General features: G+C 69.4%; 19 protein-coding genes. 7 read left to right on the forward strand and 12 right to left on the reverse strand.

Annotated elements, in window-relative coordinates:
* Nucleotides 1-108: 108 nt before the first annotated feature.
* A complete protein-coding gene (locus tag BKK79_RS23155; RefSeq protein ID WP_071018326.1) occupies nt 109-615 on the reverse strand; it encodes a hypothetical protein in 507 nt (168 codons plus the stop codon).
* Between the two features lie 399 nt (nt 616-1,014).
* Between BKK79_RS23155 and BKK79_RS23160 the strand changes: the two genes are divergently transcribed.
* Together BKK79_RS23160 and BKK79_RS41175 are read left to right on the forward strand one after the other, a co-directional pair.
* On the forward strand, nt 1,015-1,197 hold the full coding sequence (locus BKK79_RS23160) for a hypothetical protein (protein ID WP_071018324.1): 183 nt from the start codon (nt 1,015-1,017) through the stop codon (nt 1,195-1,197).
* A gap of 55 nt (nt 1,198-1,252) precedes the next feature.
* Nucleotides 1,253-1,414 (forward strand): hypothetical protein, encoded by a 162-nt coding sequence (locus tag BKK79_RS41175; RefSeq protein ID WP_167366699.1) that lies wholly within the window; start codon nt 1,253-1,255, stop codon nt 1,412-1,414.
* Nucleotides 1,415-1,532: 118 nt separating this feature from the next.
* Here the strand turns inward: BKK79_RS41175 and BKK79_RS23165 are convergent, their stop codons facing one another.
* Complete coding sequence (locus BKK79_RS23165; protein WP_071018322.1) at nt 1,533-1,763, reverse strand: rubredoxin; 231 nt, start codon at nt 1,761-1,763, stop codon at nt 1,533-1,535.
* Nucleotides 1,764-1,864: 101 nt separating this feature from the next.
* Nucleotides 1,865-5,845 (reverse strand): DUF748 domain-containing protein, encoded by a 3,981-nt coding sequence (locus tag BKK79_RS23170; RefSeq protein ID WP_071038920.1) that lies wholly within the window; start codon nt 5,843-5,845, stop codon nt 1,865-1,867.
* A gap of 303 nt (nt 5,846-6,148) precedes the next feature.
* Between BKK79_RS23170 and BKK79_RS23175 the strand changes: the two genes are divergently transcribed.
* Complete coding sequence (locus BKK79_RS23175) at nt 6,149-7,459, forward strand: MFS transporter (RefSeq protein ID WP_071018318.1); 1,311 nt, start codon at nt 6,149-6,151, stop codon at nt 7,457-7,459.
* A gap of 25 nt (nt 7,460-7,484) precedes the next feature.
* Here the strand turns inward: BKK79_RS23175 and BKK79_RS23180 are convergent, their stop codons facing one another.
* Nucleotides 7,485-8,576, reverse strand: coding sequence for an extracellular catalytic domain type 1 short-chain-length polyhydroxyalkanoate depolymerase (locus BKK79_RS23180; protein WP_071018316.1), 1,092 nt, complete (start codon nt 8,574-8,576; stop codon nt 7,485-7,487).
* 395 nt (nt 8,577-8,971) lie between these two features.
* Here BKK79_RS23180 and BKK79_RS23185 point away from each other — a divergent pair, with 395 nt between their 5' ends.
* Nucleotides 8,972-9,619, forward strand: coding sequence for a helix-turn-helix domain-containing protein (locus BKK79_RS23185; protein WP_335582890.1), 648 nt, complete (start codon nt 8,972-8,974; stop codon nt 9,617-9,619).
* A 21-nt stretch (nt 9,620-9,640) separates the two neighbouring features.
* Here the strand turns inward: BKK79_RS23185 and BKK79_RS23190 are convergent, their stop codons facing one another.
* Nucleotides 9,641-10,027 (reverse strand): hypothetical protein, encoded by a 387-nt coding sequence (locus BKK79_RS23190; protein WP_071038921.1) that lies wholly within the window; start codon nt 10,025-10,027, stop codon nt 9,641-9,643.
* Between the two features lie 64 nt (nt 10,028-10,091).
* On the reverse strand, nt 10,092-10,379 hold the full coding sequence (locus tag BKK79_RS41180) for a transposase (RefSeq protein WP_071018312.1): 288 nt from the start codon (nt 10,377-10,379) through the stop codon (nt 10,092-10,094).
* 659 nt (nt 10,380-11,038) lie between these two features.
* On the opposite strand from BKK79_RS41180, the gene BKK79_RS23200 reads away from it, so the two are divergent.
* The 3 genes from BKK79_RS23200 (at nt 11,039) to BKK79_RS23210 (ending at nt 14,256) form a co-directional block, all read left to right on the forward strand.
* A complete protein-coding gene (locus BKK79_RS23200) occupies nt 11,039-11,995 on the forward strand; it encodes a LysR family transcriptional regulator (RefSeq protein ID WP_071018310.1) in 957 nt (318 codons plus the stop codon).
* 168 nt (nt 11,996-12,163) lie between these two features.
* Nucleotides 12,164-12,865 (forward strand): response regulator transcription factor, encoded by a 702-nt coding sequence (locus BKK79_RS23205; RefSeq protein WP_071018308.1) that lies wholly within the window; start codon nt 12,164-12,166, stop codon nt 12,863-12,865.
* 47 nt (nt 12,866-12,912) lie between these two features.
* Nucleotides 12,913-14,256, forward strand: a complete 1,344-nt coding sequence (locus BKK79_RS23210) for a cobyrinate a,c-diamide synthase (RefSeq protein ID WP_071038922.1) — start codon at nt 12,913-12,915, stop codon at nt 14,254-14,256.
* Between the two features lie 184 nt (nt 14,257-14,440).
* Here BKK79_RS23210 and BKK79_RS23215 read toward each other — a convergent pair whose 3' ends face one another.
* The 6 genes from BKK79_RS23215 to BKK79_RS23240 form a co-directional block, all read right to left on the reverse strand.
* Nucleotides 14,441-14,902 (reverse strand): MarR family winged helix-turn-helix transcriptional regulator, encoded by a 462-nt coding sequence (locus tag BKK79_RS23215; RefSeq protein ID WP_071018304.1) that lies wholly within the window; start codon nt 14,900-14,902, stop codon nt 14,441-14,443.
* Between the two features lie 58 nt (nt 14,903-14,960).
* Nucleotides 14,961-16,559, reverse strand: a complete 1,599-nt coding sequence (locus BKK79_RS23220; protein WP_071018302.1) for an MFS transporter — start codon at nt 16,557-16,559, stop codon at nt 14,961-14,963.
* A 269-nt stretch (nt 16,560-16,828) separates the two neighbouring features.
* Nucleotides 16,829-17,653, reverse strand: a complete 825-nt coding sequence (locus tag BKK79_RS23225; protein WP_071018300.1) for a hypothetical protein — start codon at nt 17,651-17,653, stop codon at nt 16,829-16,831.
* A 16-nt stretch (nt 17,654-17,669) separates the two neighbouring features.
* Nucleotides 17,670-18,281 carry a penicillin-binding protein activator LpoB gene (gene lpoB / locus BKK79_RS23230; RefSeq protein WP_071018299.1) on the reverse strand — a complete coding sequence of 204 codons (612 nt, stop codon included), beginning with the start codon at nt 18,279-18,281 and terminating at the stop codon, nt 17,670-17,672.
* A gap of 54 nt (nt 18,282-18,335) precedes the next feature.
* The gene (locus tag BKK79_RS23235) at nt 18,336-18,752 is read right to left on the reverse strand and encodes a YcfL family protein (RefSeq protein WP_071018297.1); all 417 of its coding nucleotides are present in this window, start codon (nt 18,750-18,752) and stop codon (nt 18,336-18,338) included.
* A gap of 106 nt (nt 18,753-18,858) precedes the next feature.
* Nucleotides 18,859-20,340, reverse strand: coding sequence for a COG3014 family protein (locus tag BKK79_RS23240; RefSeq protein ID WP_071018296.1), 1,482 nt, complete (start codon nt 20,338-20,340; stop codon nt 18,859-18,861).
* Nucleotides 20,341-20,662: the final 322 nt, after the last annotated feature.

The following is a 20,662-nucleotide window of genomic DNA, read 5'->3' on the forward strand; positions in this document are numbered from 1 at the left end:
GCCGCGGCTTGGTGCGCTGCGCCACAAGGCAGACGGCGGATACCGCAGGTGCGGCATCCGCCGTCCAGGACCGCCCGGCCACGGCCGGGCGTCTGCGTTGCGCGGGTCTCAGCGCATCGCGCCTTCGCGCCGTTCGAACCACCAGTAGCACAGCGCCGCCGCCATGCCGAACAGCAGATGGCCAACGAAGGTATGCCAGCCGCGCGCGTCGATGAACCAGGTAAAGGCGCGCGTCATCACGTGGAAGTTGAACAGGTACACCAGGGCGCCGAACACCGCGCCGGCCAGCATCGCCATGCCGCTGCTCGAGTCGAGCTGGAAGGGCGCGATGATGGCCGCCAGCACCATGCCGAGTATCGCCCCGAGCACGAAGTGGATGACCAGCGCCGCCGCCACCGTGCCTACGCTGAACAGCGAGGTCTGCAGGACGTCCGGCCCCATCAGGATGGCGGCGATCATGCGCGTGGTGCCCCACGGATTGACGCCGGCCACCATCGAGGACCAGAACAGTTCCACCACGACCAGCAAGGCGCCGGCCACCAGCCCGGCTACCGCCGCCGCAGACCAGTCCGGCATCCTGCGCACATAGTGGTGCGAATGCATGTGAAGTTCCATAGCCACCTCCGCTGCTGCTGTCATGCCATCACGCCCCCAAGGGCGTTGGCGCGGCCGGGTCATGCGCCCGCACCGCTGCTCTCAGCATAGGACATGCCCCGGGGATGCCTGGAGCGTGCCTCGGCACGCTTGCGGGCCATGCATCCGTTCGCGGCGCAGGCGTGATGCAGCGCGCGCAAAGGGGCGCCCGCGCGCCCGGTCGCGGCATGTGCGCGCGATGGAAGCGGTACTTGAGCGGTACTTGAGCGGTACTTGAGCGGTACTTGAGCGGTACTTGAGCGGTACTGATGCGGCGGCGGCGGCACCACGACTGCGGGACAACCCCGATGGGGATGACTGGGCGAAGCCGGCACACTGCCTATACTGGATGAAGGAAAGAACGAGAGAGAGGAGACCGCCATGACGCCGCTGCGTTTGTACGATCTTGTCTTCCTGATCCCGATGGCGCTGGTAGGCATCATCGCGATGGGCGCGGTCCCGGTGACCGCGCGCTTCCTGCGCATCAGTTGCCGCGCCGCGGGCGCGCTGCTGGGTGCCGCAGTCGCGATCCTGCTGCTGGAGGCCTTGCCGCTGCTGATCTGAGCGGGCGGCCCGCCAAGGGCCGCCTTGGGAAGTCCTCGTTGGGAAGGAGGCCGGCATGTCCATTGGCCTGATCGCCGCCTGCATGGCGGCCCTGCTCGTGCTGACCGTGTCGGCCGCGCTGTGGCGCTGCAGCCATCCATACCGGATGCGCTATCGCCGCTGCGCGAGGCGGCGCGCTGCCTCCGGCCTGTGCCGGCAGGCGCCGCTGCGCCACTAGCCGACATCCCCGCCACCGCTCAGCGGGCGCCCGGATGGCGCTCCCGTCCCTTGGTGCGGGCGGACCTGCCGCGGGCGCAAGCCGCGCGGATCCTGCTCGGCTCCTGCCCGGAGTCCGTTCAGATCTCGATCATGGCGAAGTCGGCCTTGCCGACGTCGCATTCGGGACAGCGCCAGTCGTCAGGAATGTCCTCCCAGCGTGTGCCCGGCGCGATATCGTCTTCCGGCCAGCCCTGTGCTTCGTCATACACCCAGCCGCAGATCAGGCAAACCCAGGTCTTGTAGATAACCGCGTCGTCTTGCTGCAATGTTGGCTCCTGTCCATGTTTTACCGATGCGGGCGGAATCATACGCGGTTTTTCCAGGCTGGCGTCCCGCCTGCCGTCCTTGGCGGCAGGCGGGACGCCAGGTACCGGCGCGCGCAGGCGGGCGCCTGCCGCACCTGCCGCACCTACTGGCGGATGGCGAAGTCCACCCGGGTGGGCGCGCCCTTGTCCTTGATGCCTTCGGCGTCGAGCTTGGGTGAGGTCAGGAACAGCCTGGACTCGGGCACCTTCTCATCGCGATCCAGCACCTGCTTGACCACCAGCGCGCGCTGCTCGGCGAGCTGGCGCAGGCCGGCCTCGGTCACCGGCGCATTGTCCAGCAGCAGCTTCTCCATCTCGGCCGTGGGCAGCGACTTGGCCAGGCCGATCAGATTGCGCGGCTTCTTGAACGAGGCGCGCTTGTAGACAGCTTCGAGGTACTTCGGGTACTCCTGCGGCGTCACCGTGACCTTGGCGCCCTGCTCGCCCTCCTCGCTTTCCTCCAGCGGCGCGCCCGCCTGCGCGCTCTTGCGCTGCTCGCGCACCTTCTCCTCGGCCACGCGTTCATCGAGCCAGGCGCGGCGCGCACCGGCGGCGTCGGTGGCAGGGTCGATGCGGCCGCTGATCTCCAGCTTCAGGCCAGGCCGGTCGTTGAGCGCCTTGCCGAGCGTGTCGAGCTTCTTCTTCGCCTCCGGCGTCAGCGTGGCGGTGCCGGCCGGGAACTCCACGTAGCCGAGTTCGTCGCCGCCGCCGAAGGCATGGGCGATCAGCGAGAACGGCGAGGTGACGGCCTTGGCCAGCAGGTTGACGATGACACGCACGATCACGCCGCCGATGCTGAACTCGGGGTCGGACAGCGAGCCCGACACCGGCAGGTTGACGTCGATCACACCGTTGCGGTCCTTCAGCAGCGACACCGCCAGCAACACCGGCAGCTTGGTGGCGTCGGGACTGTCGACCCTGTCGCCGAAGGTGAGCTGGTCGAGGTAGAGGTGGTTCTGCGCCTCGAGCTTGCCGCTGTCGATCTTGTACGAGACGTCCACGCTCAGCTTGCCCTTGGTGATGGGATAGCCGGCGTACTTGGCCGCGTAGGGCGTCAGCCGCGTCAGTTCGATGCCCGTGGCCTTGGCGGCGAGGTCGAGATAGAGCTGCTGGCTGAAGGGGTTGACCTTGCCGCTGACGTTGACGGGCGCGTCGCCGTCGACGCGGCCGTTCAGCACCACGTCGGCGGGAGTCGGATCCGCCGTGGAGACCTTGGACACCGAGCCCGTCATGTCGGTCAGGTTGGCGGTGTAATTGGGCTTGACGAAGAAGTCGGAGAAATTGATGTTGCCCTTGTCGACCGACACGCCGCCGATGCGGATCTGCGGCTTGGGCCCGCTCTCGGCCGGCGCCGCCTTGGCCTGTGCCGCGGACGCGGGTGCCGCAGGCGCCGCCGGGACGGAGGCCGCCGCCCGCGCGGCCGGCGGCGCCGATGCCGGGTTGGCCTGCGTCAGGCTGGTGCGGGGCTCGGCTTCGCCCTTGGCGGCGCCGCCGGCCATCACGTCCTGCAGGTTCAGGCGGCCGTTGGCGTTCAGGATCACTCGGGCATAGAAGTCGGACAGCGCGATCTTGCCGAGGCCGACCTGCATCGGCCCTTTGGCCGGGTCCATGGCGAAATCGATGCCCGACACCGTCAGCGTACGCCAGCGCAGGAAGTCGTCGCCGGTCAGGCGGTCCACCGAACGCACGTTGCCCACCAGCGCGTTGCCGGTGAAGCGCGCGGCGAGCGGCTTGCCGGCCGGCGCCGACACGTTGGCGCGGCCCTTGACCGTCAGGCTGCCGGCACGCAGCGCGGCATTGAACTGGTTGCCCAGGTACGGCTGCAGCGGCGCCATGTCGAATTCGCGCAGGTCGATGTCGACCTGTGCCGTCGGCGCGGTCGGCTGCGCACTGCCCGACAGCGAAAGGCTGCCGCGGCGGCCCGCGTCGGCGCGCAGCTTGAACGGCACCGCGCCCGGCGCCAGCGGCCAGCCTACGGCGCCGGTGCTGAGCGCGATGTTGCGGTACTGGTGGACGACCGGCCGCCCCTGGTTGGCCTCGGCCGGCTGGAAATCGGTCAGCTGCGCCGCGCCGCGGTCGAGCGAGATCTTGCCGAGCCGCGCCTTCCAGCCGCCGGGCTGCCCTGTCGTGGCGGCCGGCGCAGACCGCCCGCGCGTGGCCGGTGCGGGCGGCGCAGCCTTGCCGGTGGCCTGCGCCACCCAGATGCGCGCCACCTCGACCAGTTCGCCGTGCGGGTCGCGCGTGGCGGCGACCTCGGGCTTGGCCACCACCAGTTCGTCGGCCGCGAAGGACTGCTTGGCGAGATCGAACGCGATGCCCTCGAGCGCGACCTTGTCGGCGCGCAGCAGCGGCAAGGCTGCTGTACCGGAGCCAGCGGCGGCCGCGCTGCGCCCGCGGCGCGCGGCGCGCGGGGCCTTGGCGGACGCGGGCGGCGTGTAGGCGGCACCGGTGGCGGCCACGTACAACGGCGCCACTTCGACCCGCGACTTGTCCAGCGTGAACTCTGGGGTAGCGCCGCCCCAGGCCGCGCTGTAGTGCAGCTCGGCATTGACGGCGGTATCGCCGAGCTGGCTCTTCAGCGCGGACGGCCACCAGGCGGCGAAACCTTGCGGCTTGACGCCGCTGGCCTGCAGCGTGCCGCTCAGCTTGCCGTCCGGCAGCGACAGCTCGCCGCTGTGCTGCAGCGTCTGGCCCTCGGCAAGGGTCAGCTTGGCCTCGACCGTGGCCGGCTTGCCGCCGCTGCTGGAGAGGCCGTCCACCTGCACCTCGAGCGGGCCGAGCGCGAGCGTGCCCGGGCCCGAGGGCGCGGCCTCGTCGCGCAGGCCCAGCCTGGCGTCCTTGAGCGTGATGTGGTCCACCGCGTAGGCCCAGCCGGGTGCGGCCTTGGCGGCGCCAGCCTGGGCCGCGGGCGCGGAGGCAGCCGCCGCGGAAGCCGGCGCTTTGGCGCCCGCCTTGCCGGCGCTGCCTGCGCCGGCCGCTGCGGCCTGACCGGCCGCCGGCTTGGCGGGCGCGGTGGTCGTAGCGGGCGCGACCGCGCGCGGCAGCAAGGCGCTGGCCAGGTCGACCGTGCCGTCGGGGCGGCGCAGCGCCTGCACGCCCAGTCCTTCCAGGCTGACGCTGCGCAGGTGCGCATGCCGTGCCAGCGGCTCGATGCGGTCGATGTCCAGCGCGAGCCGGTCGGCCTTCAGCAGCGGCGAGCCGTCGTGCTTGACGATGTCGGCGTTACGCAGCGTGACCGTGCCGCCGAGGAAAATGTCCTGCGTGTCCTTCTGCTGGCGGAATCCCAGCGTCAGGCGCGAGTCCAGCAGCGCGCTCTTGACCTCGGCATCCCGCAGCGCCGGCGCGAACGGCATGAAGCGCACCAGGTCGAGGCCGTTCAGGTTCAGGTTGAGGTGCGTCTCGCGCGAGTCGGCGAAGGGCAGCATGGTGCCGTCCAGCGCCAGTGGCGTGCCGTTGACCAGCGCGCTCAGCGTCGGCCGGGTGACGATCTCGACGTCATGCGGCAGGTTCGACAGGAAGGGCAGGGTCAGGGTAAACCTGTCGACCCGCTGCACCTGCTTGAGCTGCTGGTCGTCGAAGACGAAGCTCGAATCGGTCACCGCGATGTTGTTGACCGAGAAGCGCGCCGGCTTCGCATTCGGCGCCTTGGGCTGGGCCGCGAAACGCCGCACGATGTCGTCGAAGCTCATGCCGCCGTCGGGCGCGCGCGTCACATGCACGGCGAGGGCGTCGACGTGCAGGGCATCCACCACCGGCGCCAGATGCCACAAGGAGGCCAGCGAGGCTTTGGCCTCCGCCGAACCCAGCGTCAGCATGGGCCGCTTGCCATCCGCCTCAAAGATGGCGAGATCCTGCAGCGTGACGCCCAATGAGAAGGGGCGCACCTGCGCCCCGCCCAGCGTCACCTTGCGCCCGAGCGCGGCGCTTGCCTGCTTTTCGATCTGCCACTTCAGCAGGGGAGGGCCGCCGAAATATCCCGCCAGCCCGAATACGGCCAGCGCTGCCACGATGCCGCCGCCCGCGCGCACGGCCAGCCGCCGCCGCGGGGTGGCCATGGCGGCCTGCATGGAGAACTTGGAGTTCATGTCACCTCAGAAGATTTGACCCCACCCAGCTGCAGTGACCGCAGCTTTGTGCCCGAAATTTCACTTTTTTCCCACATTATGGCAAGGCGTTACAGCATTGCAAGGGCATTTGCAGTCTTTTATATAAGACAAGGCTCCGGGCGATCTGGTAATCTTCCCGACTTTGCGAAGCGCCCGTCGCAAGCCTGCGGCTTACCCGCCACTCAGAGCCTGCGTCCCTGCGCTGTACCCTCCGGCCGCCCCCAACTCCACGTCATCCGTGTTGCCCGCTTCGCATGCGATCTCTTCCATGCGAGTCTCCACATGTCTACCAGCAGCACCGTCGGCACGGCCGGCGCGCGCGGCAGCGCGCACGCCCGTCCGCTGACCGGCCAGGATTACAAGACGCTCGCGCTCGCCGCCCTCGGCGGCGCGCTCGAGTTCTACGATTTCATCATCTTCGTCTTCTTCGCCACCGTGATCGGGCAGTTGTTCTTCCCGCCCTCGGTTCCGGAGTGGCTGCGCCAGCTGCAGACCTTCGGCATCTTCGCCGCCGGCTACCTGGCGCGCCCGCTGGGCGGCATCGTCATGGCCCACTTCGGCGACCTGCTGGGCCGCAAGAAGATGTTCACGCTGTCCATCCTGCTGATGTCGGTACCGACGCTGCTGATGGGCCTGCTGCCGACCTATCACGTGATCGGCCTGTTCGCCCCGCTGCTGCTGCTGTTGCTGCGCGTGATGCAGGGCGCGGCCGTGGGTGGCGAGGTGCCCGGCGCCTGGGTCTTCGTCTCCGAGCACGTGCCGGCGCGCCACGTCGGCTATGCCTGCGGCACGCTGACGGCCGGCCTGACCGCCGGCATCCTGCTGGGCTCCCTGGTGGCGACCGGCATCAACACCATCTTCAATCCTGCCGAGCTGGCCGATTGGGGCTGGCGCGTGCCCTTCCTGCTGGGCGGTGTGTTCGGCATCGGCTCGATGTACCTGCGCCGCTGGCTGCACGAGACACCGGTGTTCGCCGAACTGCAGCAGCGCAAGGCGCTGGCCGCCGAGATGCCGCTCAAGGCGGTGGTACGCGACCACCGCGGCGCGGTGGCGGTGTCGATGCTGCTGACCTGGATGCTGTCGGCCGGCATCGTGGTGGTGATCCTGATGACCCCCACCTTCCTGCAGAAGCTCTACGGCTTCGACGCGCGCACCGCGCTGGTGGCCAACAGCGTGGCGACGCTGTGCCTGACGGTAGGCTGCGTGGTGGCCGGCCTGGCCGCCGACCGCATCGGCGCGCGGCTCACGCTGTTCGTCGGGGGCGCGCTGCTGGCAGCCAGCGCCTACGCCTTCTACACGGTCATCCATGACCGCCCCGACCTGCTGCTGCCGCTCTACGCGCTGGCCGGCTTCTTCGTCGGCACCATCGGCGCGGTGCCCTACGTGCTGGTCAAGGCCTTCCCGGCCCAGGTGCGCTTCTCCGGCCTGTCGTTCTCTTACAACCTGTCGTACGCGATCTTCGGCGGGCTGACGCCGATGATCGTCACGCTGATGCTGAAGAGCAACCCGCTGGCACCGGCTCACTATGTGGTGGCGCTGTGCGTGCTGGGCATGCTGACGGCCCTCTTCGTCAAGCAGCGCGCGCCCGACTGAGCGCGCGCCACGCGGCATCGGCCGGCTAGCGCCAGCGCCGGTGCGCGCGGAAGAAGTCCCACATCATCGCGCTGGCGTCCGGGCCGAGGTCCGCGTGATAGCCGTAGCGCGCGTCGCCACCGCTCCACGCATGGCCCAGGCCGGCGACCTCGTGCAGCACGACGAGGTCGCGCTGCCAGCGGCCGAACCGTACCTCGGTACACTCCCCCGGCGCCAATGCCTGCGCAGCCGTCCCCGCCAGCGCAGGCAAAGCCCCGCCCAGGCGGTTGTAGGCGAGGAACTGGCGGGCCAGCAGGCGCCCGTTGAGCGGCGCGACCGCGTCGTCGGCCAGCCCGTGCATCACGATGGCAGGCATCGCCGGCCCGCCTGGCACGATGCCGGCGGCATCCAGCAGCACGGCCGGATCGGTGACGGAGCCCGCACGCATGGCGGTCAGCCCGGCACGCGCCGTGTCGGCCGCCCCCACCACCACGCCCGAGTGCAGGCCCACGGCGGCGATCTTGTCCGGATGGCGCAAGGCGACCACCGCTGCCATTGCGGCGCCGGCCGACATGCCCGCCAGGTAGACCTGGTCGGAACATACGCCCGGCTCCAGCGCCAGCGCGTCGATCAGCGCGGCGATAGCCTGCACCTCACGCCCGCCCTGCTCCGATGCCAGGTCGAACCACTGCCAGCAGCGCTGCAACTGGCGGCGCAGCGGCTGTTGCGGATAGGCCACAAGGAACCCTTCCCGCTCGGCCAGGGCATTCATGCGCGTGCCGGCTGCCAGCTCCTCGGGCGTCTGCCGGCAGCCGTGCAGCATCACCACCAGCGGCAGCGGCTCGCGCGGATGCGCCCAGGACGGCACGTACAGGCGGAAGCCGAGCTGCGGCAGCAGTTCGCCCGGCTTGGGCGGCAGCCGCAACTGCTGGCTGTACCACTTGCCCGGCGGGGGCTCGGAAGGATGTTCCCGCTGCGGTGCAGGCGGGAGGGTGCGGCGCGCCTGCCGCGGGGGACTTGCCGGATTCAGCGCATCGAGGCGATCCAGCCAGGCTCGCAACTGCCGCGCGGTCTGGTCCTGCACCCGGCTGAACCGTCGCAGTTGCGCGCGCCAGTCGCCTGACAGGCTATTGGCCATGTGGACTCCTGCTCGTCGAGCGCGGGTTTCGCGTCTCGCTCTTTGTTACTGCATGACTTTGTTGCTGCGTTGCAGCATAGCACAGAGCCACCACCGATGAAGGTGACAAATTCGGCACATAGAAGCCGGAGAATGTCCAGACCCCAGCCTGCTATGCGCGAAAATCTTCAATTCGCCGACTAAAAGAATGCATCACGCCGGCAAGCTGCACGGCAGCAAGGCGCCCTTATACTGTCGCCAGCATCGGCAACCGGAATGATCGAGATATGGCCAGGCCGCACGACGACGCCCCCGCGTGCCCTCTCTGCCCCTTCCGCCAGGTCTGCAGAAGTGCGGAGCGCATCGCACCCTCCCAGGATCCCCCGCCGCGCGACCTGTGTCCCTCGCGCATCCAGTTGCGCGCGGGACAACTGCTGTACCAGCAGGGCCGTCCGGCGCTGGCGGTCTATCCGCTGCGCAAGGGCAGCATCAAGAATATGTTCGAGTCGTCGCTGGGATGGCGCCAGATCACCAGCTTCACACTGGCCGGCGACGTACTCGGCCTGGAAGCGCACGACAGCACCGCACACACCACGAGCGCCATCGCCCTGCAGGATGCGAGCTGCTGCGTGGTGCCGGTCGAGAGCCTGCGCATGCAGATGCGCCTGCCCGAGTTCCGCGCCATGGTGCTGGACACCCTGCGCCGGAACACCGAACGCGAGCGCACCTTGCTGGTGGCGATCGGTTCGATGAAGGCCGCGCAACGCCTCGCCATGCTGCTGCTGGACCTGGCCGGCGAACACGGCCGGCGCGGCGGCGGCGACTCGCTGACCCTGGCCATGTCGCGCAACGACATCGCCAGCTACCTGGGACTGACACTCGAAACCGTCTCGCGGCTGCTGTCGCGCTTCGCCTCGGCGGGCCTGATCACCGTGCGCCACAAGCTGCTGCGCATCGTCGACCAGGGCGGGCTTGCCGCCGTCTACGCGGATGCCAGCCATCTCCCCGACCCCCACGGCACGGCCGCGCGCGGCACCGTGCACGCCAGCCGCCAGGCCGCCTAGGCGCGCCACCGCGCCGGCGGATCAGCGCCGCCGCTGCGCGCACTCCTGCCGATAGGCCTCCTGCAAGCGCTTGCGGTCCGCCTGCCGCTCGAGCGACGGATACGTGCGGCCGTCCGCGGTGGTCACCGAGGATCGCCCCACCGACCATTGCGGTCCCGCGGGCAGCGCATTGATCTGGTTCAGCAGATCCTCGCAGCGCTGCCGCTGGGCCGGCGACAGCGTGCCGTCGTCATTGCCCGACGCCGGCAAGGCCGGCATCGTATCGGCGCCGCTCGCGCCGTCGATCAGGCGCGGCGGTGGCGGCGCCACCATCGGCTGGGGCAAGGAATCACTCGCCTGCACGGTAGCCGGCGCGGACCACAGCCACAGCAGCAGGGGGAGGACGAAGGAAACGCGGATCGTGTTCATGTTTACCTGAGTGTTGCAGCAGGGCGGGAAACTGCGCGGTCCGAACCGCCAGCCATCACAGGATTCAGCGCTCCTTGGCAGCGGCTTCGCGGCCACCGCGGCGGCGCAGCATCTCCAGCTTGAGCAGGGCATCGGCCAGCATCCCTTTCAGACGCGCGTTTTCTTCCTGCAGTTCGCGCAGCTTGCGGACTTCCGCGCTGCTGCCCGGCGGCCTCTGTCCATAACGGATGCGCCAGCCGTAGAACGATGCATCGCTGAATCCATAGCGTGCGCACAACTCGCGCACCGGCACGCCGCTGGCGGCCTCCGCCAGGTAGGAACGGATCTGCTCCTCGGAAAAGCGTCTATTCACGGGGTTCCCTCCGCACTCGGTGACATCGCCCGCGGCGCACCGCCGATCATGCGGTGGCCGGTCCTTGTCCGCGACGTTAGCCGAGTCCTGCCGGGGAAGGCAATTCAGTGTCTTCGCGGCCCGTATTAAGCCGATTGCACTCACCCGCGCGCGGCGCCACGGACGCGCGCCCAGGCATTCCGGTCACCGCGCGGGCGCTCATGTCACCATGTACGAACAAAAATGCTACCCGATTCGGACCCGTTCGAATTGCCATGGAAAACCGCCTGAACGCCTAGTATCGATCTAGTTACTGTATTAAGCTTGCCAAATTGAAACAAAATTTCGATCCCCCGCGTCATCCGTCGCACGTCAGATCACACGTCAGATCAGAGGGGGACGCGGCGCTGCCGCACCGGCCACTGCCAGGCCGGTCATGCCGGTCTGCGATAGGGAGCGCCGACGCAGCCACCGGTCTGCAAGGAATTGGGGAGACACTGCCGACATGCCGGTCTCATCCGGATGGCAGCGCTTGCCTGTCGCCTCGCCGCAATCCATCCGCACACCGCGCTAGCCCAGGTGTGCGCGCGGCGGGCAGCAAGCGGCGTTGCACAGCCGGATGCCGGCTCCTAGCGAAGTGTCGCCGCAGCGCGGCGGCAAACAGAACGGGAGTAGTCAGCATGCGACACGTCAGCACCAAGCTGCTGCAGATCTTTGTCTTGCTCATGGAGTACCGCGACCTCGGCGCGGTGGCTGCCTATACCCGCGGCCGCGTGCCGACCGTCGCCTACAGCCTGGCACGCCTGCGCGAAATCACCGGCGACCCGCTCTTCATCAAGCGCAAGGGCGTGCTCGAGCCGACCCCGCATGCCCTGCGGCTGGAACAGACCGCTCGCCTGATGCTCGCCAAGTGGGCGCAGATCGTGCGCGGCGACGAGCCGCCGCCCGAAGCGGCGGCACATGGCGCGCGCGTCAGCATCGGTTTCTCCGCCTCGATCGGCGACCCGGTCATCACGGAAATCCTCACCGCCCTGTGCGAGCAATTCCCGCACAACCATTTCGTTACGCGCCCGGTGCGCGCCGATGCGGCGCTGTCGCGGCACCTGGAACAGGGCGAGATCGACTGTGCCTTCGTAATCGACAGCCAGTACGCGGCGGCAGGCATCGCCCAGCACAGCATCCTGGCCACCCCGCGCCGCCTGGTCAGTGCTGCCCGGCCGGGCAGCGAGGCGGAGCCGCACGCCGATGGCGACTGGATCCTGCTGCAGGAGGACAGCGAGCCGGGCAGCCCGCTGCGCACCTACCTTGCCCGCCATGCGGGGGATCCCGGCCACCGCGAGACCGTGGCGCCCTCCTGGCATACGCAGATCTCGCTGTTGCGCGCCACCGGTGGCATCTGTCCGCTGCTGGACTTCAACGTACCGCTGGTAGCGCGCGACCAACCTACCCGGCTGCTGCCCACGCCCAATAGCTTCCCGGACTGGGCCGCCCTGCATTTCTGGATGCCTGCGCGCACGCGCGCCACCGCGCTGCACGAGATGATGGAGATCGGCAGCGCCATCCTGCGCGACCCGGCCAAGGCCCTGGAGCAGCGCCGCGCGGCAAGCGAGCGGCAGGCCGCCTGCGCCTCGGCGTGAGGTCGGGAAGCCGGCGCCGCGCTGGCACCTGGGCGGGGCCGCTGCCACCGCCACGGCAGGTAATTTGCGAAAAGTCTTCCTCCCGTGCGCGGTAGCGGCCGCTATCCTCGCCTAGCCGCGGCCCCTCGCCTGGCATGCCGCGCTCAACGATGGAGGGAGACGTCCGACATGGCATTGAGAATCCTGATTGCGGATGACCACCCGATCGTCCCCGCCGGCCTGCGCGGCCTGCTGCATGGGCGACCGGGCTGGGAGGTCTGTGGCGAGGCTGCGAGCGCGGCCGAACTGCTGAGCGCCACCGAGGCCTTGCGCCCCGACATCGTGCTGACCGACTACCACATGCCCGCGCCCAACGCCAAGGACGGCATCCGCCTGCTGCGCGCGCTGCGGCGCTGCCTGCCTCAAGGCCAGGTCATCGTCCTCACCATGATCACCAACCCGGCGGTGCTGCGCGCCATCCTGCGCACCGGCGTGCACGGACTGGTGCTCAAGGACGCGCCGCCGGCGGAGATGGCGCTTGCCATCGCGCAGGTGCAGCGCGGCCTCTTCTACGTGGGACGCTCCGCCTTGCGCATCCTCGCCGCCGCGCTCGGCTACGGCGAACCGGGCGAGCCGGGCCTGCCCGGCCTGCAAGGGCTCAGCCCGCGCGAGATCGAAGTGCTGCGCCTGTACCTCAACGGCAGCTCGCTCACGGACATCGCGCGCGCCAGCCACCGCAGCATCAAGACCGTCAGCAGCCAGAAACTGTCGGCCATGCGCAAGCTGGGCGCATGCAACGACCAGGAGCTGTTCGCCTACGCCGCGCACAGCGGCCTGGTACTGCCGGGCACCGCCGCTACGGTCGCGCTGGCGCGGAGCGGCCCGATATAATCCGGCGCCGACAAACCGCCCGCCGCCCTGCCGCGGCCGCTTCCGCCATGCCCCGCCCCGCTTCCGCTCCGCCCGCCACACTGCGCGCCCCCGCGCTGCTGGTCGCCGCTCCGGCCTCCGGCCAGGGCAAGACCACGGTGACTGCCGCGCTGGCGCGCCTGCACCGCCGCCAGGGCCTCCGCGTGCGCGTCTTCAAGGCCGGCCCCGACTTCCTCGATCCGTCGCTGCTGGCCTATGCCAGCGGCGCTCCGGTGCACTCGCTCGACCTCTGGATGACCGGCGCCGACGATGCCGCCGCGCGCCTGGCCGAGGCCGCGCGTGACGCCGACCTGCTGCTGGTGGAAGGCGTGATGGGCCTGCACGACGGCGAGCCCAGCAGCGCCGACCTGGCGCGCCGCTTCGGACTGCCGGTGCTGGGTGTGATCCAGGCCGGCGCGATGGCGCAGACCTTCGGCGCGATCGCCCTCGGGCTGGCGAACTACGGCGGTGCGCTGCCCGGCATGCAGGTACTGGCCAACGGTGTCGCCTCGGCACGCCACGCGCAGATGCTGCAGGCCAGCGTGCCGGCCGGCATCGGCTGGGCAGGCACGCTGCCACGCGAGGCGCGCGCCTCGCTGCCTGAACGGCATCTCGGCCTGCTGGCAGCCGATGAACTGCCCGACCTGGGCGAGCGCCTCGACGCCCTCGCCGACCTGCTCGCGACGCAGCCGGTCGCGCAACTGCCGGCGCCGGTAGCCTTCGCCGACGTGGCGGCCATCCCGCCGCCGCCGCTGCTGGCCGGCAAGACCGTCGCGGTGGCGCGCGATGCCGCCTTCCGCTTTCTCTATCCGGCCAACCTCGAGCTGCTGGCGGCGATGGGTGCGCGCCTGGCCTTCTTCTCGCCGCTGGCCGACGCCAGGCTGCCCGCCTGCGATGCGCTGTGGCTGCCCGGCGGCTACCCGGAACTGCACGCCGCGCAGCTGGCCGCCAACCGCGGCATGCTGGATGCGCTGCGCGACGCCCACGGTGCCGGCCTGCCCATGCTGGCCGAGTGCGGCGGCATGATGGCGCTGTTCGATACGCTGGTCGACAAGGAAGGGCTCAGCCACGCCATGGCAGGCCTGCTGCCGGGCACGGTGCGCATGCAGCGCCGGCTCAGCGCACTCGGGCCGCAAGCGGTGGCGTTGCCCGAGGGCACGCTGCGCGGCCACACCTTCCACTATTCGCAGGCCGACAGCCCGCTGGTCGCGGCCACGCACGCCACCTCGCCGCGCGACGGCGCGCGCGGCGAGGCGATCTACCGCTGCGGCAGCCTGACGGCCTCTTACGTGCATTTCTACTTCCCGTCCGATCCGCACGCCGTGGCGGCCTTGCTCGGCGCTGGCGCGCCGGCACCGGGCAGCGGGTACTGACGGAGAGCGGGGCCGCCGGCGGCCAAACCCGGCCATCGGACCACGGCGGACACGGCGGAAGGGAAAGCGGAAGGCCGCGCACGCGATCCGGCGCGCGACACGCAGGCGGGAATCAGGAAGGGCCGAGGAGGTAGTCCGGCGCCGCAGGGACGAGCCGGCGTGGCCGGCTGCGGCTGCCCGGCGCTCAGGCCACGTCTTCGGCGTCGCGCACGCGCGCCAGTGCTTCGGCGATGCCGGCTTCGAGCTGTTGCAGCCCTTCCGACAGATGCTCCAGCTTGTCGGCGGTCACCTTGTCGAGCACGTCCTGCAGGAAGGCCGAGCGGCGCGGCAGGTTCCGCGCCACCACCTCGCGGCCGGCCGCGGACAGCGTGACGTGCGTCACGCGATTGTCGCGCTCGCTCGTATTGCGCTCGACCCAGCCCAGTTCCTGCAATGCCTTCAACTGGCGCGTCAGCGCGCCCGGGTCCATGGCCACACGATCGGCCAGCGGCTTCTGCGCGATCGGCTCGGCATCGTTGTAGAGCGCGTAGAGAATGCGCCAACGCGGCATCGGCAAGCCGACGCACTGCTCGAACGCCGAGGCGTAGGCCCGATAGGTCCGCCCGAACTGCTGCAGCACCGCCAGGCTTTGTCGCTCCAATTCCACTCCAGTTCCTCCAGGCTTCCGCCTTGATGCTTCGATGCTTCGATGCTTCGGTGCCGTGCTATTCGGCAGCCATCGTCGCCTGCTTGACGGCGCGCTCCAGCTTGATCGGCGGCACGCGGCGCGCCAGCCAGATGCCGAGGGCGGCTACCACGGCGCCGAGCACCAGCCCGAGATGGATCGCCCCGACCAGCGACAGGCGCGCCTGCTCCAGCAGCAGCGCCCCGTTGTGGCCGGCCTGGTGCAGCTGCGCCAGCAGGCCGGACTGCGCGGCCTTGTCGATCAGTACCTGCGGATCGCCCAGGCGCGGCATCCAGTCATTCGCTCCCGCGCCGGCAAGCGCCGCGCGCACGCCATCGGCATAGCGGCGGTCGACCAGCGTGCCGATCAGCGCGGTGCCGGCCATGCCGCCCACCATGCGCAGCGACTGCAGCATCGCCGTGGCGATGCCCAGTTGCGTGCGGCCCGCGGTCTGCTGCGCGAACACGGTCAGGTTGGGCATGATGAAGCCCAGGCCGAAGCCGCCCACCAGCATCAGCGCCAGCAGCAGGTGCCGCGACATGTCGCGGGTCGCCTGCGACAGGCCCAGGCAAGCCAGCGCCAGCATGATAAAGCCCGCATACAGCATGGCGTTCGGGTTGCGCACGCGCGTGATGATACGGCCGTTCAGGATACTGCCCACGGTGATGCAGACCACCAGCGGCGTGACCAGCAGGCCGGCCTCCTTCGGCGAGTAGCCGAAGCCGCCCTGGAACAGCAGCGGCGCGTACAGCAGCAGCGAGAACATCGTGAAGCCGACCAGCACCGCCAGCAGGAACAGCGGCGCCAGGCCGGGATTGCGGAACATATCGAGCGGCAGGATCGGATTGGGCGAGCGCCGCTCCCAGTGCCACAACCCCACCAGCGCCGCCACCGCGAGCAGCAGCAGACCGACGGTACCGGCGCCGAAACCGTGGCGCGGCAGCAGTTCCACGCTCAACTGCAGGCTGCCCAGCCCCAGGCCGATCAGCGCCGCGCCCAGCCAGTCCACCCGGATCGGACCCGCATGCGACTGGTGGCGCAGGTGCGGCAGGTAGCGCCAGGCAAAGACCAGGCCCAGCAGGCCGACCGGCAGGTTGACGTAGAACACCGCGCGCCAGCCGTACCACTCGGTCAGCACGCCACCCAGCGACGGCCCGATCGCATTGGCGATGCCGAAGGCCGCGCTCATCATCACCTGCCAGCGCAGGCGCACATGGGAATCCGGAAACAGGTCGGGAATGCAGGCGAAGGCGGTGCCCACCAGCATACCGCCGCCGATGCCCTGCAGGGCGCGCGCCAGCACCAGGAAGGGCATGCTGGTGGCCATCCCGCACAGGGCGGACGCGCCGGTGAAGACAATGATGGAGGCCATCACGAAAGGCTTGCGCCCGTAGTAGTCGCCCAGACGGCCGAAGATCGGCACCGTGATCACGGACGCCAGCAGGTAGGCGGTGGCCACCCAGGCGTAGTACTCGAAGCCTTGCAGCTCGGCCACCACGGTCGGCAGCGCCGTGCCGACCACGGTCTGGTCCAGGGCCACCAGCATCACCACGAAGGCGATGCCGAACATCGCCATCAGCGACTCCCAGAAAGGCAGCACCTGGCCGGCCGGGGGTGCCTCGCGTGACGTGATTGTCATTTATTGCGCCATCAATCATTGCGTAGTCAATGATTATAGGACAAGGCGGCAATGTTGCCAGTGCCTTGGATGCGATGGCCGCGCTCCGCCCCGGCAACGGACCGGAGCGGGGCGACGCGCCGGCAGGATGGCGGACGGCCAGGCAGGCTGCGATGCCGCCCTGCCGTCCGGCGGTCGCTCAAGGAACAGGGAAGGCGGTGCGGATCACCGCACCTCGCCGCGGCCCGCCGGCTCTGCGCGGCGGACCGCCCCGCCCGCTGCGGCGCGGCTCAGTCGAACACCTTGACCGCAGGAGCCACGGCTTGGCGCCGGTCGGCACCACGCGCGGCGGCGGACGCCACGCCCGGGTCGCCATCCCCCGCCGTGGCGCGGCCGCCCGCCGCGCCGAACTGCTCATCCAGCTGGCGCACGGCGTCCTCCGCGAGGGAACGCGACACGGCCTGCATGACACGGGCCTTGTTGGGCGTCAGTACGGCGCCGGCGGACCAGATCTTGTTGTCGTTGCCCTCGCCCACCGCGGAGAACGCGGCGCGCACCTCCATCGTGCGGGTATTGATCAGGCTGAACTCGGTGCCCAGTTCCAGGCTGTAGAGCAGCATGGAGTTGCGCGTGCCCTGCACCGGCTGGACATCGTTGCGCCACTCGACGCTGTTGACCACGCCGAACAACACGTAGTCGGCCCCCGCGAAGTCTCCCTTGCGGATGCGCTCGCGCACATTGAACAGCGCCTCCGAAGGCGGGCCGGAGTACGGCTTGCCCTGCACCACGCGCACGGCACGGCCCTTGATCAGCTCGCCCTTGATATCCGCGGTGAAACGGCGCAGCTCGCCATACTCGATCCGCGTCATCTCGCCGCTCGCCTTGACGTAGCCGGACTCCTGCGACGAGGCAAAGGCGGCCCGGCCGCTGCCCGACCAGGCGCTGTCCTGATAGCTGGCGGAGCCGCTGTCACGCGACTTCTGATAGCCGGCCTCGTAGTAGAAGGACTCGCGCACGGTATCCTTGTAGGCAAGGTCCGCCACCGCGATCTTGACTTGCGCGACGGCGCCGGAACAGGCCACGGCGGCCACCACCGCCAGCATGAAACGTAGCATCGGTCTGCTCCCTGCCTCAGCGCGCCGAGGTCTTGCGGATTTCCTTCTCGTCGGCCCACTCCAGCATCCCCGACTCGTTGTCGACCAGGGTCAGGTTGAAGATGTAGTAGACGTCCTTGACGCTCGCGGTGCGCTTGGTGATCGAGGTGATGTTGCCCTCCAGGCGGTACTTGGCCGCCTGCATCTGGCCCATCCTGGCCTTGCCACTGTTCTTGTAGAGGCCGGTCTGGTTCTGGCGCTGCAACTCGTCGAGCTGGCCCTGCATGTCGGTCCCGGCCGTGGTGAAGCGTACGGCGCCGCTCTTGAGCAATTGATTGCGGATCTTCTCGGTAATCGCGCGGGTGTCGATGTATTCACCAGTCTTGTTCCTGACTTCGGCCAGCGTCAGCACAGGGGCTTCGCGCGGTGCCGTGATGGGGCGCGACTGCAGCAGGGAGCGCGTCATCGCCTCGGCGATGGTCTGCAGGTCGGTCGAGCCGAATTCGTTGGTCAGGGTCTCGACTGCCTTGGCATCGCCATACGTGACATTGCCTTCCACGCGCGGGCCGGCGACATTGGCACAGCCGGCCAGCAAGGTGCCGGCGGCGAGCACGGCGGCAAGAGAGGAGGATCGCAGGAGCGGAGTCATGATGCAGGGTTCCTTTTATCGGGTCAGGCAATACAAAGCAAAGGGAAAGCCGGGCTAACGGGCACCCATCGCCGGGGCGGAGTTGTCAACGGCATGCACTTCGATGCGGAAATCGGTAGCGGTGCGGGTCGGCGCCAGCGCCTGGACGCTGACCGATTGCAGGCCGTTCAGCATCAGCGGCTTCCAGGCTTCGTCCTCCCAGACGCTGAACTGGTCCTGGTCCAGCCACTTGACCCGGTAGGCAAGGGACTGGTAGCCGGTCGAGGCGTTGGTGAACTGCACCTGCAGCAGCAGGTGGCCATTGCGCTCGGTGGCGCGCAGCGCGCTCACGCTGACCTGGTTCATCTGGCCCAGCTGCACGACCTTGGAGGCGATGGTCTCGGCATGCGCGGCCGCCAGGGGCACGGCCGGCAGCGTACAGACGGCCACCAGGGCAGCCAGGGGAAAGGCACGGAATATCGGCTTCGTCATAGAGTCGGATACGAATCGAAACGGGAAAAGGAAACGGGAAAAGGGAAAAGGGCCGGCGTGCGCCGGCCCGGATACGGCTGACTGCGCAGCCGTGCGAAGAAACGGCTCACTGCGCCTTGGACACGCTTTTCGCCGTCACCTTGGCCGGACGGTGCGCGACGCGCCGGGACGGCTCGGGCGCGGACGGCGCCGCGGCCACCAGGCCGGAGCCCGGCTGCGACACCAGCGCCGTCAACTGGCTGCCCAGCGGACGCAGCACCACCACCGCGTAGGTGCCGTCCACCTTGACCTCCTGGCGGAGGCTGCCCGGCCCTGCGCCGAACGAGACCGGCACGGTGCCGCTCGGCACCACGGCGCGCGCCAGCGAGATGTTCGCCGGCAGCGTGCGCCACTGCCGCGTATCCGCGTTCTCGTTGATGGCGCCGCCCACGCCGACCGCCAGGCTCATCAGCGATCCGAACGCGCCGCCATTGCGTTGCAGCGCCTCCTGCGCGGCGCCGGAGACGGCCATGCGCACCATGCTGCGTGCCACCATGGCCGGCATCTGGTCCTTCAGCGCGCGCCGCGCCATGGCATCCAGGCTGGTCACCTGGGCAGCCGGCACGGTGCTGTCGCCCACCGTCAGCGAGGCAGGCACGAAGTTGTCGCGCGCGGGACGGATCACCGGATAGGAGGTCGTCAGCAGTTTCACCCCGGCGCCGATCGGCAGCGGCAGCGTGATCTTGACCGAGTCGCGCGCCGGCATGCTGCCGGTCTCGATGATGAACAGCACGTCCGTCTTGCCGGCCGGTACCCGCTTGCCCGCGGCCACGCCTTCCAGCCCCTTCTGCAGCATCGGGATATCCGGGCGCAGCTCGATCGCCTGCCGGTAGCCCGCGGTGGCCAGGCTGGGTTCGCCCAAGGCTTCGAAGACGAAGCCGGCCAGGTAATGCGAGGCCGCGCTCTGGTAGGCATTGCGCAAGCCCGTCACGGCGGGATCGTCGAAGATCTCCACCGGATAACCCTTGATTTCCTTGAGCTGGACTTCGGCGCTCTTGCCGCCCTTCTTCTCCGCCTCGTCCTTGAGGGCCTGTACCTCCTTGTCGCGCAAGGAGGCGATCAGGGCTTCGCGCTCATACATGCGCCGGATTTCCACCCGCGCATCGTCCCAGCGGCCGGCCATCAGCTGGTTCTGCGCCAGGCGCGTGCTGAGCAGGACCTTCTCGTAGTCCTGCCCGTCATAGCGGCTCAGCGATTCGCTCAGCAACAGCGCCCCCAGGTCACCGGCACTCTTGGCCAGCTTGTCGCGGCTTTCGTCCTCCCAGCCCTTGACCTTGTCCGTCGCGGCGAGCCAGGCATCGGTGCTGGCCTGCAGGCTGCCTGGACGCATGCGCATCAATTCGCCGCGTTCCAGGAAATACAGCAGGTCGCGGTCTTCGGGCGCGACGCCCTCATAAGCCTTGTCCTGCGCGGCGATCGCCGCGTCGACGTTGCCCGCGCGGAAGCTGTCGGACGTCGCCGCCACGCGATTGCCGTAGTGCTGCGCGCAGGCGCCCAGCAGCGCTGCGCTGCACACGAGGGCTGTCGTGCGCAAAGTGGCTCCCCACATAGATGTTTCTCCCCAATCCCCGTTTTATGTGTAATGGGACAGGCCATGCGTCGGCCGCCCCTTGCGTTTATCGGCAAGGGGCGGCCTCTCCTTGACCTCCGAGGCCCGCTAAGCCACGGGCAAGCACTGAGGTGGCGACCCGCGAAACCGGTGGCGGCGGAGACCGGGTGGAGCGGGGGATGCGACGGGTGGACGGGGGGGACGGGTACCGCTGGAATGCCGTTCAAGATGCCGCATACGGCACGGAAACGAGCTTGTCCATGATCGATGGCCCGGGGCCGGGGGAATCTCTGCGGATCCGGGGCGGCACGGCACGCGGTTC

This window comes from Cupriavidus sp. USMAA2-4 (assembly GCF_001854305.1).
In the GTDB taxonomy this organism is placed as follows: Bacteria; Pseudomonadota; Gammaproteobacteria; order Burkholderiales; family Burkholderiaceae; genus Cupriavidus; species Cupriavidus malaysiensis.

What these genes read in the sequence shown, in the direction of transcription:
- BKK79_RS23170 (WP_071038920.1), bottom strand. Translation starts at nt 5,845, where the DNA reads ATGAACTCCAAGTTCTCCATGCAGGCCGCCATGGCCACCCCGCGGCGG.
- BKK79_RS23175 (WP_071018318.1), top strand. Translation starts at nt 6,149, where the DNA reads ATGTCTACCAGCAGCACCGTCGGCACGGCCGGCGCGCGCGGCAGCGCG.
- BKK79_RS23190 (WP_071038921.1), bottom strand. Translation starts at nt 10,027, where the DNA reads ATGAACACGATCCGCGTTTCCTTCGTCCTCCCCCTGCTGCTGTGGCTG.
- BKK79_RS23165 (WP_071018322.1), bottom strand. Translation starts at nt 1,763, where the DNA reads ATGATTCCGCCCGCATCGGTAAAACATGGACAGGAGCCAACATTGCAG.
- BKK79_RS23235 (WP_071018297.1), bottom strand. Translation starts at nt 18,752, where the DNA reads ATGACGAAGCCGATATTCCGTGCCTTTCCCCTGGCTGCCCTGGTGGCC.
- BKK79_RS41175 (WP_167366699.1), top strand. Translation starts at nt 1,253, where the DNA reads ATGTCCATTGGCCTGATCGCCGCCTGCATGGCGGCCCTGCTCGTGCTG.
- lpoB (WP_071018299.1), bottom strand. Translation starts at nt 18,281, where the DNA reads ATGACTCCGCTCCTGCGATCCTCCTCTCTTGCCGCCGTGCTCGCCGCC.
- BKK79_RS23160 (WP_071018324.1), top strand. Translation starts at nt 1,015, where the DNA reads ATGACGCCGCTGCGTTTGTACGATCTTGTCTTCCTGATCCCGATGGCG.
- BKK79_RS23240 (WP_071018296.1), bottom strand. Translation starts at nt 20,340, where the DNA reads ATGTGGGGAGCCACTTTGCGCACGACAGCCCTCGTGTGCAGCGCAGCG.
- BKK79_RS23180 (WP_071018316.1), bottom strand. Translation starts at nt 8,576, where the DNA reads ATGGCCAATAGCCTGTCAGGCGACTGGCGCGCGCAACTGCGACGGTTC.
- BKK79_RS23155 (WP_071018326.1), bottom strand. Translation starts at nt 615, where the DNA reads ATGGAACTTCACATGCATTCGCACCACTATGTGCGCAGGATGCCGGAC.
- BKK79_RS23225 (WP_071018300.1), bottom strand. Translation starts at nt 17,653, where the DNA reads ATGCTACGTTTCATGCTGGCGGTGGTGGCCGCCGTGGCCTGTTCCGGC.
- BKK79_RS23205 (WP_071018308.1), top strand. Translation starts at nt 12,164, where the DNA reads ATGGCATTGAGAATCCTGATTGCGGATGACCACCCGATCGTCCCCGCC.
- BKK79_RS23200 (WP_071018310.1), top strand. Translation starts at nt 11,039, where the DNA reads ATGCGACACGTCAGCACCAAGCTGCTGCAGATCTTTGTCTTGCTCATG.
- BKK79_RS23220 (WP_071018302.1), bottom strand. Translation starts at nt 16,559, where the DNA reads ATGACAATCACGTCACGCGAGGCACCCCCGGCCGGCCAGGTGCTGCCT.
- BKK79_RS23210 (WP_071038922.1), top strand. Translation starts at nt 12,913, where the DNA reads ATGCCCCGCCCCGCTTCCGCTCCGCCCGCCACACTGCGCGCCCCCGCG.